This is a genomic window from Pseudomonas sp. Irchel s3h14 (assembly GCF_900187425.1).
GTDB lineage: Bacteria > Pseudomonadota > Gammaproteobacteria > Pseudomonadales > Pseudomonadaceae > Aquipseudomonas.
In genome coordinates this window covers 1-13,999 of sequence record NZ_FYDJ01000010.1, presented here as the reverse complement: position 1 = coordinate 13,999, position 13,999 = coordinate 1, and the positions used below count along the sequence as shown (strand labels likewise).

The following is a 13,999-nucleotide window of genomic DNA, read 5'->3' as shown; positions in this document are numbered from 1 at the left end:
AACATGGGTGACTTCTTTCTCTATTTCTTGTGCTAATTGTCTGTGGGACGCTGTCGGACATTTCCTAGGATGTCGCTCGCAGTCGCAAGAGGCCGGCTCTACAGGGGTTGGCGGCCACCTGTCTCTGGCGGGAGCAGGGGAGACTTCTAGTTATTTCAAATAATTACTAAAAGCTTAAGTGCTAGCATTTGGCAATAGCGTCCAGTACTTCAATCGTGGCAAGCAACCCATTGCGCAATGCGTGTCGTTGTTGGCGCGATATCGAACTTACAAGCATCAGGTAAATAAAGATGACCAATATCCATGACCAAGCGATGAACTATGTCTATCAGCAAGTGCTGCAGCGATTGCTGAGTTTCTTCTCGCGCGCCGAACGCACGGCATTGCAGCTGATGATTCAGCGACTGGTGGTGGCCGCCGGGGGCATGGAGCGTATTGGCGATTACAGGGTCTTGGCGATTCAGTCCGGCTCCCGCGACAGTTGCTACACCCTGGCGCTGCTGCGCGCGGCACAACTGAGTATCGCCGGCCGGGCGCCAGCGACATTCCAGTTGCGAGTGGCATCCTTGCGCTTGAACGACGCAAGCCCTGCGGCCCTGGAAAACATCCATCGCAGCTACAGCGCCTTGTTCCTCTACGACGATCCTCGGGTCGAAGTGTTGATGGTTGATAACCGGGAAGTCCTGCCGTTCAACCACCTGACGCCGATTTCCGAAGGCGGCCGTGAGTCCAATCGGCTCAATCTTTTGATGGTGGGCCATCGTCGCGCCTGGAACGGGCCGCTTGATCTGTGGGACGACGGGTATCTGGCCACCGGCGAGTTCTATGGGCAAATAGCTCGTTGGGACAGCGGTGTCGATGCATTGATCAGCAGTGACTCGCCTCGTCAGCAGAAGCAGTTTCTCGACGGGTTGAAACGTGCTGCCGCCAAGGCCGGGCTCAAGACCTCGAACCACCACGAAACCGGCTACGAGGAGCTTTTCGCGCTGCTCGATGAACTGGGCTGCGACTGCTACCGCGCTTTTTATGCTGAGCATGACCAGGTTGCGTGGCGTCCGGCCGAACGATTTGAGGCCTGTCGTCGCACCACGTACATCGACATTCACGACATGCTGGTCAGCAACCTGGAAGAGCGTTGGCCGCTACTCACAGAGTTTCTCGGTTTTCAACCTGACGAACTGGCGGCTCAGCTCAGCGACAACGAGTACGTCAGCCTTTCTATCTCTGCACACATGCGGGGTTTGCAGTCGTGCTTCGTGCACGACCGCGGCTACGAGACGGGTGTCGCCGAATACCTGCAACGGGCCTTGGTGATGATGCGGCGCAAACAACTGGCGGAACGGTTGTGTGAGCAAGCGGTAGAGGCGTTCGGCAATCCGGCGACGTTGGCCGAGCAGCGCGTGCTGGCAGCGGCCGAGGCTCAAAAAAACCTTGGCCTGAGCGAGGCTCAACTGGTGTGCCTGCTCTTTTCACCTTTCGTCGAGAATGGCGCGGCGCTTGAGCGTTTTCTGCGACAGTGCCACCCCGGCATGCTCGTGGCGATGCCTGATTTGCACCGGGCAATGCAGGGCAATCCGGTGCCGGAGCAGGTTCTGCAATGGATGACCGACGTCAGCGGGTTGCCTGTCAGCCTGATCGGCAAGCTTTACCGCATGGGCCCGGTGTTTGCGGATGAGGGTAGGGCAGGCGCCCCGGAACTCGGCGGCGCGGGTGTGCAAGCCGAAGCATCCGACTATGACGACGACACGGCGGTGGCGGATGAATGGTCAGCGGGGCGCTGAAAGTGCGTGGTTTGACAGATTTCCTGACGATGCATGATGACGTTCACACGGCATTCGGCCCTCGCCCATGAAAGGGCCACGAGAAACTGACTTCGCGTATCAGGCGGTGTACCGATATCTGACTAACCTGATCAACGAACCGGTCAGTGACACGCGAGTCCGTCTGCCTTCGTTGCGACAGTTGGCGGAGCGTCTGAGCGTGTCGATCTCGACCATTCAGTACGCTTATTCGCTGCTGGAGAAGGAAGGGCGCGTTTATTCGGTGGCCAAGTCCGGATATTACGCGTTACCGGTGTCCTCCATCAGCACGCTCAGCAGTGGCAACGACCTGCTCGAAACCGTTTATGTCAACGCCAGACGTCCCGGAATGCTGGTCTTGAGCGCCGATGAACCGGCGTTGTTGCAACCCCTCGACAGTCCGTTGTTACTGCTGGAACGAGAACTGCTGCGCCAGTATCCGCGTCAGCCGCAACCGACATCGCAACCTTGCGGCGAGCTGGAGTTGCGTATTGCCCTGGCAGCGCGCTACACCTCCTCGCCGCTGCGCTGCTGGCATGCCGACGATGTCTATATTGGCGCCGACCTGCGTGGCGTTCTGGAAATACTGATCGCTGTGTTGAATCTCAAGGACGCCACGGTGTTGGTCGAGTCGCCGTGCGACTGGGCGATTCTGCGGTTACTCCAGGCTGCGCAGGTGCGAGTGATCGAGCTGGCGGTGCAATCCAGCGGTGGCCTGGACGTCGAATGGCTCAAGGAGCTGCTGGAGACCGAGCCGGTGCGGCTGGTGATGGTTTCATCCGGGCTGAACATGCCGCGGGGCAGCCTGGCACCCGACGACAACCGACAAGTCGTCGCGCAGTTGCTGGAACGACATGGCAGTTGGGTGTTGGAAAACGACTGCTACGGCGAACTCGGATTCGAACCGGACGGTCAGCGGTTTCGCGACTTGCTGGACCCCGATCGGCTGATCGTGTTTTCCACGTTCGAGAAAATCATCGGACCGGAGGCGCCATACGGCTATCTGCTGTCGCGGCATTTCAGTGCTGAACTGCAACGGTACTTTCTGCTGCGTTCGTTCCGCTTGTCACCGATTCGCCAGAAAGCCATCGCTCGCTTGTACGGCAATGGACGTGTCGATCAGCATCTTCAGGTATTACGGCGGATGCTCAAGGACCGCAAGGTGCAGATGACGCAGCTGTTGCAGGAGCGTCTGGGAGATGCCTTGCACTTCGTCGAGCCTCAGGGTGGAGCAACGATCTGGGTTCGTTCGCTGCGCCAGGTCGATGTACGTCGGGTGTTCCAGCGTCTGCTAAAGCACCAGGTGGTGATCGCACCGGGAGAGCTGTTCAGTCTGCAGGGCTTGCATACTCAACACTTGCGCCTGAGTCACACCTTCGGCGGTGATCACGACCTTGCCGCGGCACTGGGCTTGTTAGGGGACGCCTTGCGTCTGGAGTCGATCGATTGAACGGGGCACAAAACATCCTTGGTGCTCGTGGATCGATCCCATCGCGCTGCGGTCAAACTGCCAGTAAACTGCGCTCCTATTCCTGAACCACTCGACTTCAGAGGTTATGCATGACACTCAGTCCTTTTGCGGGCAAACCGGCACCGGTAGAACTGCTGGTCGACATCCCGCGACTGGTAACGGCCTATTACACCGGCCAGCCCGATGCCGCCATTTCGACCCAGCGCGTAGCTTTCGGCACGTCCGGGCACCGAGGCAGCTCGTTCGACTTGAGTTTCAACGAATGGCACGTTCTGGCGATCAGCCAGGCGATCTGCCTGTACCGCGAAGCCCAAGGCATTGACGGCCCGCTGTTCGTCGGCATCGACACCCACGCGCTGTCCACCCCGGCCGGCGCCAGTGCCCTTGAAGTGCTGGCCGCCAACGGCGTGACGGTAATGATCGCCGAAGGTGACGAATACACCCCGACACCGGCCATTTCCCATGCCATTCTTTGCTACAACCGCGGGCGTACGTCGGGCCTGGCGGACGGCATCGTCATTACGCCGTCGCACAATCCGCCGCAAAGCGGTGGCTACAAATACAACCCTACCAACGGTGGCCCGGCCGATACCCACATCACCAAGTGGATCGAAGCCAAGGCCAACGAACTGCTGAGCAACAAGCTCGCCGGAGTAAAACGCATCAGCTACGAGCAGGCGCTGAAGGCCAGCACGACCCATCGTCACGATTACCTCAATACCTATGTCGCCGACCTGATCAACGTGATCGACTTCGACGCCATCCGTGATGCCAAGCTGCGTCTGGGTGTCGATCCGCTGGGCGGAGCCGGGGTGCGCTACTGGTCTGCGATTGCCGAGCATTACCGTCTGGACCTGGAAGTGGTCAACAAACAGGTCGATCCGACCTTCCGCTTCATGACCGTCGACTGGGATGGTCAGATCCGCATGGACCCATCGTCCACTCACGCCATGCAGGGCCTTATCGGTCTGAAAGAGCGTTTCGACGTAGCATTCGCGTGCGACCCGGACCACGATCGTCATGGCATCGTGACCCCGTCCGGTGGTTTGCTCGCGCCGAACAACTACCTCGCTGTAACGATCGACTATCTGTTCCAGAACCGCCCGCAATGGCGCGCTGATGCAGCCGTGGGTAAAACCGTGGTCAGCAGCGGCTTGATCGATCGCGTGGCAAAACGTTTGGGTCGTCGCCTGTACGAAGTACCGGTCGGCTTCAAGTGGTTTGCTGACGGCCTGTTCGACGGCTCTCTGGGCTTCGGTGGAGAAGAAAGCGCCGGTGCTTCGTTCCTGCGCAAGGATGGCAGCGTCTGGTGCACCGACAAGGACGGCTTGATCCCGGCACTGCTGGCGGCAGAAATGACCGCCCGCACTGGCCGCGACCCAAGTCAGGCCTATCGCGCCTTGACCGATGAACTGGGCGAACCATTCTCGGTGCGCGTCGATGCCAAGGCCAATCCTGAGCAGAAGGCACTGCTGAGCAAATTGTCGCCGGACCAGGTCACCTCGACCCAACTGGCGGGCGAAGCGATCCAGAGCATCCTCAGTCATGCACCGGGTAACGACCAGGCGATCGGTGGTCTGAAAGTCATGACCGAGAACGGCTGGTTCGCGGCGCGTCCGTCGGGCACCGAAGACATCTACAAGATCTACGCTGAAAGCTTCGTCAGTGACGAACACCTCAAGCAATTGGTGGCAGAAGCGCAAACACTGGTGGATAGCGCTATTTCTTCGAAGTGAATAAGGGCCTCTTCGCGGGCAAGCCTCGCTCCTACAATATCGAGGTGACAGCGATGTCGCGATCGACATAACCCTTGTAGGAGCGAGGCTTGCCCGCGAAGGCGTCGGTACTATCACTGAGATTTCAGCCAAAAAAAGGGGCGGCCATGACGGTCGCCCCTTTTTTTGCCCTGCGTTTGACGATTAAGCCAGGTCCACCAGAACGATTTCACTGTCTTCGATGGCGGTCACCCGCAACACTTGCTCATCGGCAACTGCAATACCGTCTCGAGCTTGTGCACGCAAGCCATTGACTTCAATGACACCGGTAGCCGGTACCAGATAGGCGCGACGGCCATTGTCCAGGCGATACTCGGCGGATTCACCGGCCTTGAGGTTCGCGGCCACTAATCGCGCATCGGCTCGAATCCGCAGGCTTTGATCGTCGCCGGCCTTGCCGCTTGCCAGTGTCACGAAACCTTCGCGCTGACCTTTCGGAAAGGGTTTGGCGCCCCAGGACGGTGCCAAACCGGATTCGTTCGGGATGATCCAGATCTGGAAGATCCTGGTTTCGGTCGCTTCCAGGTTGTATTCACTGTGGGCGATCCCGGTGCCGGCGCTCATGACCTGAACGTCGCCCGCTTCGGTGCGACCCTTGTTGCCCAGGTTGTCTTCGTGAGTGATTGCGCCTTCACGGACATAAGTGATGATCTCCATGTCCCGGTGCGGGTGTTTCGGGAAACCGGTGCCAGAGGCAATCACGTCGTCGTTCCACACCCGCAGGTTGCCCCAGTTCATGCGTTTTGGGTCATGGTACTCGGCGAACGAAAAGTGGTGATGAGCATCCAACCAGCCATGGTTGGCGCCGCCCAGGGAGTTGAAGGGTCTGAGTTCAAGCATGATCGTCTCCTGAAAAGGTTCGTCATGGGGCAGAGCGCCTGAGCCACGAAACGCGAACCGGTGGTTGATGGCGAGCATCATCTATCAGGCACCAATCGATAAAAAGCGTAAAAAATGCCTCAATACAATCGAATAATTTGATATCAAATCACCTCGAAAGATTCTCACCCAACCTTCACTTCATCGCATAAGCCAATGACCTGTAAGCATTTCACTAGAACTGAACGGCAAATGCAGACACCATAGCCCCAACAGCCTCACACCCTGGAGTCAGCCCGCGTGCCGCAACACACCCCCGATCTTCCTCCTGAACTTCGTCCCCTGGCCGAGATGCCGCTGCTCAAGCGTCTGGCCGCCCGGTTCTTTGGTCACGGCCTGACGCGTCTGCGCGCACAACACCGTGCATCCTGGCTGCACGGCCAGGCAGACGGCTTTCGCAGTGGGCACAGTGCCGGGGTGGATTACGGCTATAAGGAAGGCAAACTTGAAGGGTTGGAAGAAGGCCGGCAGGTATTGTTGATCCGCGACTCGCGCTCCACCGAACACCGGCCGCCCAACGTTGACGACAATCTGTTCGACGATTGGCGTCTGCCGTTGAGCGCTGAGTTGAAGAAGCGCATGAAGACGGATGTCGCTCGACTGCTGCCACCGTACGCCCAGCCCAGCGCCGCGCAGTGGAAAATGATCTTCAGCGACACGCCCTCGACCTCGGTGATTGCCGGCGCGGGGGCGGGCAAATCGACCACGTTGGTGTTGCGTATTTTGCTGCTGACCCATTATCTGGGGTTCGAGCTGAGTTCGATGACGGTGGTGACCTTTACCCGTGAATCGCGCAAAGACTTCATCAACAAACTGATCGAGCTGTTTGCACTCTGGGGCCGGGCGCTCAGTTTCAAGGAGGCGCGTGATCTGGTACGCACCTTCCATTCGCGAATCCTGCCAATGGTTCGCAGCCTGCCGGGCTTCGAGCGGCTGCAAGCCTTCGAAAACCTCAGTCACCGTGCGCAAAGCGGCGATGAGGAGGTCGACAGCAATCCTTTCGACTTGCGCATCAACGACGCCCAGCGCCAGCAACTCAACGCTTGCTATCACAGCCTGCACACGCGCAATGAGCGCTTTCGCGAATTGATCAAGCCATTGTCCCGTCACGCGCTGCAACTCAAGGAGCTGGAGCGCGATCATCCTGACGTGCAAAAGCGCATGGCCGTGACCGAACTGGCCGCCAAACGTGACGAAGAGCTCTGCGACGCTATCGAAGATCTGTGGTTTCGCGCGGGTGCCTGGCCAATCAAAGGCATCGAGCCGAAGCGCCAGACGTTTGATATCAACGGCTCAACATTTCATTGTCATGGCTATATTCCTAGCCTGGACGCTTGGGTGGTGCTGGGGTTCGATCCCCGGGAAAACCCGCAGGTCAGCCGCCCCAATGCCAAATTGAGCGTGCGCGCGGAATGGGCGGTCAAGCGCACCCTGTTTCAAGCTTTCTGTCGTAAGCCATTGATATGGCTGGATAGTTACGAGTCATCAAAGCGTGTATTGGCGTCTCTTGGAGGCGATGCGAGTGCTGGGCCGGGCTTCGATTACAAGGTCAAGGGCGAACTCAGCTCTGCGCCGTTACTGGACTGTTTTGTCGCTGCGGCGGGGTTTATCGAGAACCTCAGCCTGGATGTACCCACTGCCGTGGGCCAGATGAGTTTCGCCAAGGACGACCCGGACCGGTTTTTCTTCGAGGCCTTGAGCCTGTACTGGCGAGCGCTGGAAGATCATCTGCTCGATCAGAAACCCCCGGTGATGACCTACAACCGGATGTTTGCCTTGTTCAGCGAACATTCACCGGAAAACCTGAAGCTGCTGAGTGATGAGCTGCTCAGGCCGATGTCGCACTTGATGATCGACGAATTTCAGGACGTATCACCGCAGATCGTTTCCTGGATTCGTGCGAGCCTCACGGAAATCCGCAGTCGCGGCCCGGCCATGCACGTGGGGCGCGGCGCACAACGTTCGTCCTTGCTCTGTGTCGGCGATGACTGGCAATCGATTTATGGCTGGCGGGGCAGTTCGCCGACGTATTTCATGGAATTCAACAAGGAATTCCCTTCGCCGAGCACGACCAAGGTGATGCTGAGCGACAACTACCGCAGCCATCAGCACATTATCGATGCGGCCGAACACATCGTTCGTGCGGCGCCGGCGATCGCAGGCAAGAAGGCCAAGGCCAGTGGCGAACCGAAGGCGTTGTTGCCGGTTAACGTTCTCGATCGCGACGATCAAGGCATGGCCAAGCGCCTGATGGAGCACTACAGAAAGGGCGATTCAATCTTGATGCTTTATCGAAAAAGCAGTGATAAGTCATTGATAGAAGAACATATTCAGTCTGTAGTTAATGTAGATTCTAGCTTGCCGTACGAAGCACGACGGCTCAAACAACTGACTTATCACAGCGCCAAGGGACTTCAGGCTGACGCCGTGTTCCTGCTGGGTGATTGTCAGCACCTGACCAGTTCTCCGTACAAGAACCAGGTCTATCGCATGGCCCGTCTGGGCAAGGCTGGCGACAGCGAAGCGTACGACAGCGCACAGAAAGACGAGATCCTGCGGCTGGCTTACGTCGGCATCACTCGGGCGGTGAGTCATTGTTATTGGTATGTCGATGGGCAAGACAACCAGGCGGCCAACCTGCCTAAAGCTTCCGATCGGATCGGCAAGGGCAAGGCGTTCTTTGCCGATCACCGACAGGGCAAGACATCGGCGTGAACCGTAAAGAATCTTCGCACACAAAAAAGCCCACTTAACGTGGGCTTGTTGTTGAAAGTTCAGCCTTCAGGCATAGCTCCTGAGGGCGGCTGGCGGAATGAAAGCCTCAAGCTCGTCTTCCACCGCTTCGATTATTCGTTCTACATCCGCAGCATTCATTACTGTCGCGCAAGGAATGCCGGCGATGGCGATCATGGTCTCGCCACTGGCACGGTCAAATAGACGGGCAATCATGCTGCCCGGCGCATCCATGCTCGCCTCGAAACCCATGGGATGAAAATGCCAGCGCATCAGCTGGCAGGCGTTTGGAAAGGTGACTTTACTGAACCCTTTATTCATATGCAGCCCGCCTCATTCATCGAGCGCTTCCTTTAGCTCATGTTAGGAGGGAAGAGCCTTCAATGGCTCAACCGGTGACTGCCTTTAAAAGTAGCAGCCAAATGTGAAAACAATGTGGATTTTTCAGGCCGTTTAGCGATTGGTTCAGTTTTTTTGATGCAGGTCATGGGAACGGTCGGTATTCGGCAGTTGGCAACCACTGGTTGGTCATTGAAGCCGAGACGGAATTTCGGCAAGCTCGGCATTTTCTCGCCGAGTCCTTTATGCACGCCGATGATGATGGCCCGCTGCAAACCCAGGCCACGGGCGACACGGTGATGCGTTATCACTTGCGCTGGAAACACCGGGACCTGGACGGGGTGATGGCGCTCTATCACCCAGAGATTCAGTACAGCGATTTTTTCCAGAACCGTGTGATGGGGCTGTCCGAATTACGTGAATACGTGCGCAGCAGCATGCCCCGCGATCCCGATGAAGCCCTGGAGCACTCGGACCGTATTCGTCTGGACGGCAACACGGCGTTCATTCAGTACCGCATCACCCTTCGCGGCGGTGAAGGCCTGGTGTCGTTCCGGGCCAGCGAGGCGATTACCGTGCGTGACGGACTGATCTGGCGGGTCAACGAATATGCCTCGCTGGTGCATGAACAGCCCTCCAGCAAGGTCACCAGCAGCCAACGTCCGGCGGTCAGTCGACTCGGGCTGTCTGCACGCCAGCTGAGCTTCATGGCTGAAGACTTGCTGCAGTATTTTCAGCGCCAACAACCTTACCTCGATCCCGAACTCGACCTGCAACGGGTGGCGAAGGAGTGCGGGTACAGCCGCAATCAGATTTCCTATCTGCTGAATCAGGTGCTTGGCCAGAGCTTCTATCGATACGTCAACCAGGCGCGGCTGCAGCATTTGCTCGCGGCACTGGATAACGCCACGCCGCCACTGCGTATCGACGAACTGGCGTTTGCCGCCGGGTTCAATTCGCTGTCGGCGTTCTATAGCTGCTTCCGCCAGCACACCGGTCAGTCGCCCAAGGCCTACGTAAAACAAATTTCTTTGCGTGCACGCGCGCAAGACAGCCTCTAAGTCCACGCACTAGGATCGACGCCATCGAAGTTTGAGTGGCGGAGTCTTGCATGTCGGCGTGGCGCACTATCAGTTTGTGGATGGATCAACTCGACGAGCCATTATTGGCGCGTCCGGCATTGGAACAGGATCTGGACGTCGACGTCGCCATCATTGGCGCGGGGTATACCGGGCTCTGGACCGCGTACTACCTCAAGCGCCTGGCGCCTGACCTGAATATCGCCATCGTTGAAGCGCAAACCGCCGGTTTTGGCGCCTCGGGGCGTAACGGTGGCTGGCTGATGGGCAATGTGCTGGGCGAAGACCGCCTGCTCGCCGACTTGCCACCCGAACAGCGCCGGGCTTCGTTCGATTTGCTGCACGGCATTCCGGATGAAGTCGGGATTGTCCTTGAACGTGAAGACATCGACTGTGATTACCGCAAAGGCGGGGCGCTGTATTGCGCTGCACGCTATCCGGAACAGGAAGCCAGCCTTCGGCATTTTCTCGACACGCTCTACAGCCAGGGTTTGACCGAAAGCGATTACCGCTGGCTCAGCCCCGAGCAGTTGGCGCAACAGATCAGAGTCGCCAAACCTTATGGCGGTATCTATGCACCGCACGTCGCGACCATTCACCCGGCAAAGTTGGTGCGAGGTCTGGCTCGGACGGTGGAGAAAATGGGCGTCAGGATCTACGAGAACAGCCCGGTCATCCAGTGGCAATCGGGTGGCCTGCGTACGGCGAAAGCCTCGGTTCGCAGCCGTTGGATCGTGCCGGCGGTCGAAGGTTACTCGGTCACCTTGCCACCCTTGGGGCGCTATCAGCTGCCGGTGCAAAGCTTGATCGTGGCCACCGAGCCGTTATCCGCTGCCACGTGGGATGAAATCGGCCTGAGTCGCGGCCAGGCCTTCAGCGAAAACAGTCGCCAGGTCACTTACGGCCAGCGCACGGCTGACAACCGGTTGGTGTTCGGCGCGCGGGGCGGTTATCAGTTCGCTGCCAAGTTACGCCATGACTTCGACTTGACCACCAGCGAAGTGGAGCTGCGACGTTATCTGTTTGGCGAACTCTTCCCGCAGCTCAAGAACGTGCGGATTACCCATGCCTGGGGCGGCAATCTGGGGATGTCCCGGCGTTTCAAGCCGCACGTGCTGTGCGATCAGGCCAGTGGCATCGCCTTGTCGGGTGGCTATGGCGGGGAGGGCGTCGGTGCCAGCAACCTGGGCGGCCGGACTCTGGCCGACCTGATTCTGCAGCGCGACACCGAGCTGGTTCGCCAGCCGTGGGTCATCCATGGCGGGCTCGACGCGCTCAGGGCCTGGGAGCCGGAGCCGTGCCGTTGGCTCGGCTACAACGCAATCATCCGCAGCTTCGTCCACGAAGACCAGACCCTGGCCAACCCGGCCTCCGCACCCTGGCGTCGCAAACTGGCCAGCGGCATTGCCGGCTTCATGGAAGGCTTCATGCATTAAACAGCGCGCTCTTCATCTATAGGCTCAATCGACAGGTACTCCCATGAGCATCACGCAATTCAAGAACACCGCAACCCTGAAGCTGGAAGAGTCGAATCCGGTCGCTGTGCCGCTGGGTATGCCCGTGGCGTTGGCCTCGACCACCAGCGTTGAACGCGACGATGGCGTCGAAACCGGCGTCTGGGAATGCACGCCCGGCCGCTGGCGGCGGCAGATCGTCGCCCAGGAGTTCTGTCACTTCATCCAGGGGCGCTGCACGTTTACTCCGGATGACGGTGAAACCCTGCACATAGAAGCCGGCGATGCACTGATGTTGCCAGCCAACAGCCTCGGCATCTGGGATATCCAGGAAACCGTGCGCAAGACCTACGTTTTGATTTTTTGATCCTCTGATTGCCTGCCAACAACAATAAACCCATCAGGAATCGACTCATGATCCGAAAGACACTGACTCTGGCTCCACTTGCGCTCTTCGCGACCCTCGGTCACGCGGCCGAAATCGTCAAGATCTACAACTGGTCGGAATACATCGCCCCGGACACGACTAAAAACTTCCAGAAAGAAACCGGCATCGCGTTCAGTTACGACGTCTTCGACAGCAATGAAACCCTCGACGGCAAATTGATGACCGGCAAATCCGGTTACGACGTGGTGTTTCCGTCCAACCACTTCATGGCTCGGCAGATTCAAGGCGTGGCGTTGAAGAAACTCGACAAGAGCCAACTGCCGAACTGGAAAAACCTCAACCCGGCGTTGCTCAAGGCGTTGCAAACCAACGATCCGGGCAACGAACACGGCTTCCCGTACCTCTGGGGCAGCACCGGCATCGGTTACAACATCGCCAAGGTCAAGGCGGTGTTGGGTGATGACGCGCCAGTGGACTCCTGGGACCTGATTTTCAAACCCGAGAACATGCAAAAGCTGCAGAAGTGCGGCGTGGCCATCCTCGACAACGGCCCCGAACTGTTGCCGGCGGCCCTGAACTACCTGGGCCTGCCGCATCACAGCAAGAACCCGGAAGACTACAAAAAGGCTGAAGCGCTGCTGATGAAAGTCCGCCCGTATGTCAGCTATTTCCACTCGTCCAAGTACACCAGCGACCTGGCCAACGGCGACATCTGCGTGGCTGTCGGCTTCTCCGGTGACATTCTGCAAGCCGAAAATCGCGCGAAAGAAGCCAAGAACGGCATCGACATCGGCTATTCGATTCCCAAGGAAGGCGCCGCGATCTGGTTCGACATGGTCGCCATGCCGGTAGACGCCCCGGACGAAAAGGCCGGCTATGCCTTCATGAACTATCTGCTGCGCCCGGACGTCATGGCCAGCATCAGCAACTACGTGCACTACGCCAATGGCAACGAACAGGCCGACAGCCTGATCGACCCGGCGATCAAGAATGACACCAAGGTCTACCCGAGCCCGGACATGATGGGGAAATTGTTTGCGCTGGAGGCGATGCCGCTGAACATCGACCGGGTCCGTACGCGGGTGTGGAACAAGATTCGTACCGGGAGCTGAGGGTAATGCCAATCAGTTAAGCAGTTTCAGCTGCGACGCACTTCCGTGTAGCAGCTGCCGAAGGCTGCGTTCGGCTGCGCAGCAGTCGTGAATCCAGCTATCGCGGTCCGCCTGACGCACCGCAGTTGCTGATTTTACGACTGCTGCGCAGCCGAACGCAGGCTTCGCCAGCTGCTACGGATCGCGTTTTGGCTTAACTGATCGGCATTAGGGAGTTGAGGCTTCGTATTTTGTAGTCATTGCGGCCAGTCGGGCTGGCTGGTAACGCTGTAGATTCCAGGTCTCCTTTCGATGGATCAGGAGGCAATGGAATGCCTGTTTGTACAAATGCGGGTCAGCTACGCGTTGGTCGCTTTTCTGAGTCAGGGCGCATTTATTTGCTAACGGTTGTCGTTGATCAGCGACAGCCGTTTTTTGCTGATTGGCAATTGGGTAGGTTGGTCGTACGAGAGTTGCGTCAAGCGCAGGAGGAGGGCTGGGGCGACTTTCTGACGTGGGTTGTGATGCCGGATCACATGCACTGTTTGGTGCAACTGCACGAGAGAACGTTGGCGGAGCTGATGTGCCGAATCAAATCCCGGAGTAGCTTGGCGGTCAATCAGGCGTTAGGGCGGCGAGGGCGGCTGTGGCAGAAGGGCTATCACGATCGTGCGGTTCGGCGGGAGGAGGATGTGAAGGCGCTTGCCCGGTATGTCGTGGCTAATCCGATCCGAGCGGGACTGGTGACGCGGGTTCATGACTACCCACTTTGGGATGCATGTTGGTTGTGATTGTTTGGCGGCTGCTTCGCAGCCGAACGCAGCCTTCGGCAGCTGCTACAGGTTTCGCATACACAGCAATCCTTGTAATTGAATGGACTCGCCCACGCCGAGGCGTCAATGCGCCACGGTGGCAGTCTAAACAGCCAACGACAGCGAGGGCGAGTCCATGAAAAAGCATACTTCGATTGATCAATCCTTGTCTTCTGCCG

At 58.2% G+C, this 13,999-nt stretch carries 11 protein-coding genes; 9 read left to right on the top strand and 2 right to left on the bottom strand.

What is annotated here, in order from left to right; genetic code table 11:
- The first annotated feature begins 290 nt into the window (after positions 1 to 290).
- From CKW16_RS19310 to pgm, 3 genes are all read left to right on the top strand, one after another.
- Positions 291 to 1,781: a hypothetical protein gene (locus CKW16_RS19310; RefSeq protein ID WP_095129801.1), complete on the top strand. Its 1,491-nt coding sequence runs from the start codon at positions 291 to 293 to the stop codon at positions 1,779 to 1,781.
- Between the two features lie 67 nt (positions 1,782 to 1,848).
- Positions 1,849 to 3,249 carry a PLP-dependent aminotransferase family protein gene (locus CKW16_RS19305; protein ID WP_095129799.1) on the top strand — a complete coding sequence of 467 codons (1,401 nt, stop codon included), beginning with the start codon at positions 1,849 to 1,851 and terminating at the stop codon, positions 3,247 to 3,249.
- Between the two features lie 110 nt (positions 3,250 to 3,359).
- Positions 3,360 to 5,006: a phosphoglucomutase (alpha-D-glucose-1,6-bisphosphate-dependent) gene (gene pgm, locus CKW16_RS19300; protein WP_095129797.1), complete on the top strand. Its 1,647-nt coding sequence runs from the start codon at positions 3,360 to 3,362 to the stop codon at positions 5,004 to 5,006.
- Positions 5,007 to 5,189: 183 nt separating this feature from the next.
- Here the strand turns inward: pgm and CKW16_RS19295 are convergent, their stop codons facing one another.
- On the bottom strand, positions 5,190 to 5,885 hold the full coding sequence (locus CKW16_RS19295; protein WP_095130051.1) for a pirin family protein: 696 nt from the start codon (positions 5,883 to 5,885) through the stop codon (positions 5,190 to 5,192).
- A 279-nt stretch (positions 5,886 to 6,164) separates the two neighbouring features.
- Here CKW16_RS19295 and CKW16_RS19290 point away from each other — a divergent pair, with 279 nt between their 5' ends.
- Positions 6,165 to 8,639 (top strand): UvrD-helicase domain-containing protein, encoded by a 2,475-nt coding sequence (locus CKW16_RS19290; protein WP_095129795.1) that lies wholly within the window; start codon positions 6,165 to 6,167, stop codon positions 8,637 to 8,639.
- A gap of 66 nt (positions 8,640 to 8,705) precedes the next feature.
- Here the strand turns inward: CKW16_RS19290 and CKW16_RS19285 are convergent, their stop codons facing one another.
- Positions 8,706 to 8,978: a DUF1652 domain-containing protein gene (locus CKW16_RS19285; protein ID WP_008156356.1), complete on the bottom strand. Its 273-nt coding sequence runs from the start codon at positions 8,976 to 8,978 to the stop codon at positions 8,706 to 8,708.
- 263 nt (positions 8,979 to 9,241) lie between these two features.
- Here CKW16_RS19285 and CKW16_RS19280 point away from each other — a divergent pair, with 263 nt between their 5' ends.
- The 5 genes from CKW16_RS19280 to CKW16_RS19260 all read left to right on the top strand — a co-directional run bounded on the left by CKW16_RS19280 (position 9,242) and on the right by CKW16_RS19260 (position 13,799).
- The gene (locus tag CKW16_RS19280; protein WP_095129793.1) at positions 9,242 to 10,057 is read left to right on the top strand and encodes an AraC family transcriptional regulator; all 816 of its coding nucleotides are present in this window, start codon (positions 9,242 to 9,244) and stop codon (positions 10,055 to 10,057) included.
- Positions 10,058 to 10,107: 50 nt separating this feature from the next.
- Positions 10,108 to 11,511 (top strand): FAD-binding oxidoreductase, encoded by a 1,404-nt coding sequence (locus CKW16_RS19275; RefSeq protein WP_095129791.1) that lies wholly within the window; start codon positions 10,108 to 10,110, stop codon positions 11,509 to 11,511.
- A 43-nt stretch (positions 11,512 to 11,554) separates the two neighbouring features.
- Positions 11,555 to 11,896 (top strand): cupin domain-containing protein, encoded by a 342-nt coding sequence (locus tag CKW16_RS19270; protein WP_095129789.1) that lies wholly within the window; start codon positions 11,555 to 11,557, stop codon positions 11,894 to 11,896.
- Between the two features lie 47 nt (positions 11,897 to 11,943).
- The gene (locus CKW16_RS19265) at positions 11,944 to 13,029 is read left to right on the top strand and encodes a polyamine ABC transporter substrate-binding protein (RefSeq protein WP_095129787.1); all 1,086 of its coding nucleotides are present in this window, start codon (positions 11,944 to 11,946) and stop codon (positions 13,027 to 13,029) included.
- 311 nt (positions 13,030 to 13,340) lie between these two features.
- Complete coding sequence (locus tag CKW16_RS19260; protein ID WP_095129785.1) at positions 13,341 to 13,799, top strand: transposase; 459 nt, start codon at positions 13,341 to 13,343, stop codon at positions 13,797 to 13,799.
- The last annotated feature ends 200 nt before the right edge of the window (positions 13,800 to 13,999 follow it).

What these genes read in the sequence shown, in the direction of transcription:
- CKW16_RS19310 (WP_095129801.1), top strand. Translation starts at nt 291, where the DNA reads ATGACCAATATCCATGACCAAGCGATGAACTATGTCTATCAGCAAGTG.
- CKW16_RS19305 (WP_095129799.1), top strand. Translation starts at nt 1,849, where the DNA reads ATGAAAGGGCCACGAGAAACTGACTTCGCGTATCAGGCGGTGTACCGA.
- pgm (WP_095129797.1), top strand. Translation starts at nt 3,360, where the DNA reads ATGACACTCAGTCCTTTTGCGGGCAAACCGGCACCGGTAGAACTGCTG.
- CKW16_RS19295 (WP_095130051.1), bottom strand. Translation starts at nt 5,885, where the DNA reads ATGCTTGAACTCAGACCCTTCAACTCCCTGGGCGGCGCCAACCATGGC.
- CKW16_RS19285 (WP_008156356.1), bottom strand. Translation starts at nt 8,978, where the DNA reads ATGAATAAAGGGTTCAGTAAAGTCACCTTTCCAAACGCCTGCCAGCTG.
- CKW16_RS19280 (WP_095129793.1), top strand. Translation starts at nt 9,242, where the DNA reads ATGCACGCCGATGATGATGGCCCGCTGCAAACCCAGGCCACGGGCGAC.
- CKW16_RS19275 (WP_095129791.1), top strand. Translation starts at nt 10,108, where the DNA reads ATGTCGGCGTGGCGCACTATCAGTTTGTGGATGGATCAACTCGACGAG.
- CKW16_RS19270 (WP_095129789.1), top strand. Translation starts at nt 11,555, where the DNA reads ATGAGCATCACGCAATTCAAGAACACCGCAACCCTGAAGCTGGAAGAG.
- CKW16_RS19265 (WP_095129787.1), top strand. Translation starts at nt 11,944, where the DNA reads ATGATCCGAAAGACACTGACTCTGGCTCCACTTGCGCTCTTCGCGACC.
- CKW16_RS19260 (WP_095129785.1), top strand. Translation starts at nt 13,341, where the DNA reads ATGCCTGTTTGTACAAATGCGGGTCAGCTACGCGTTGGTCGCTTTTCT.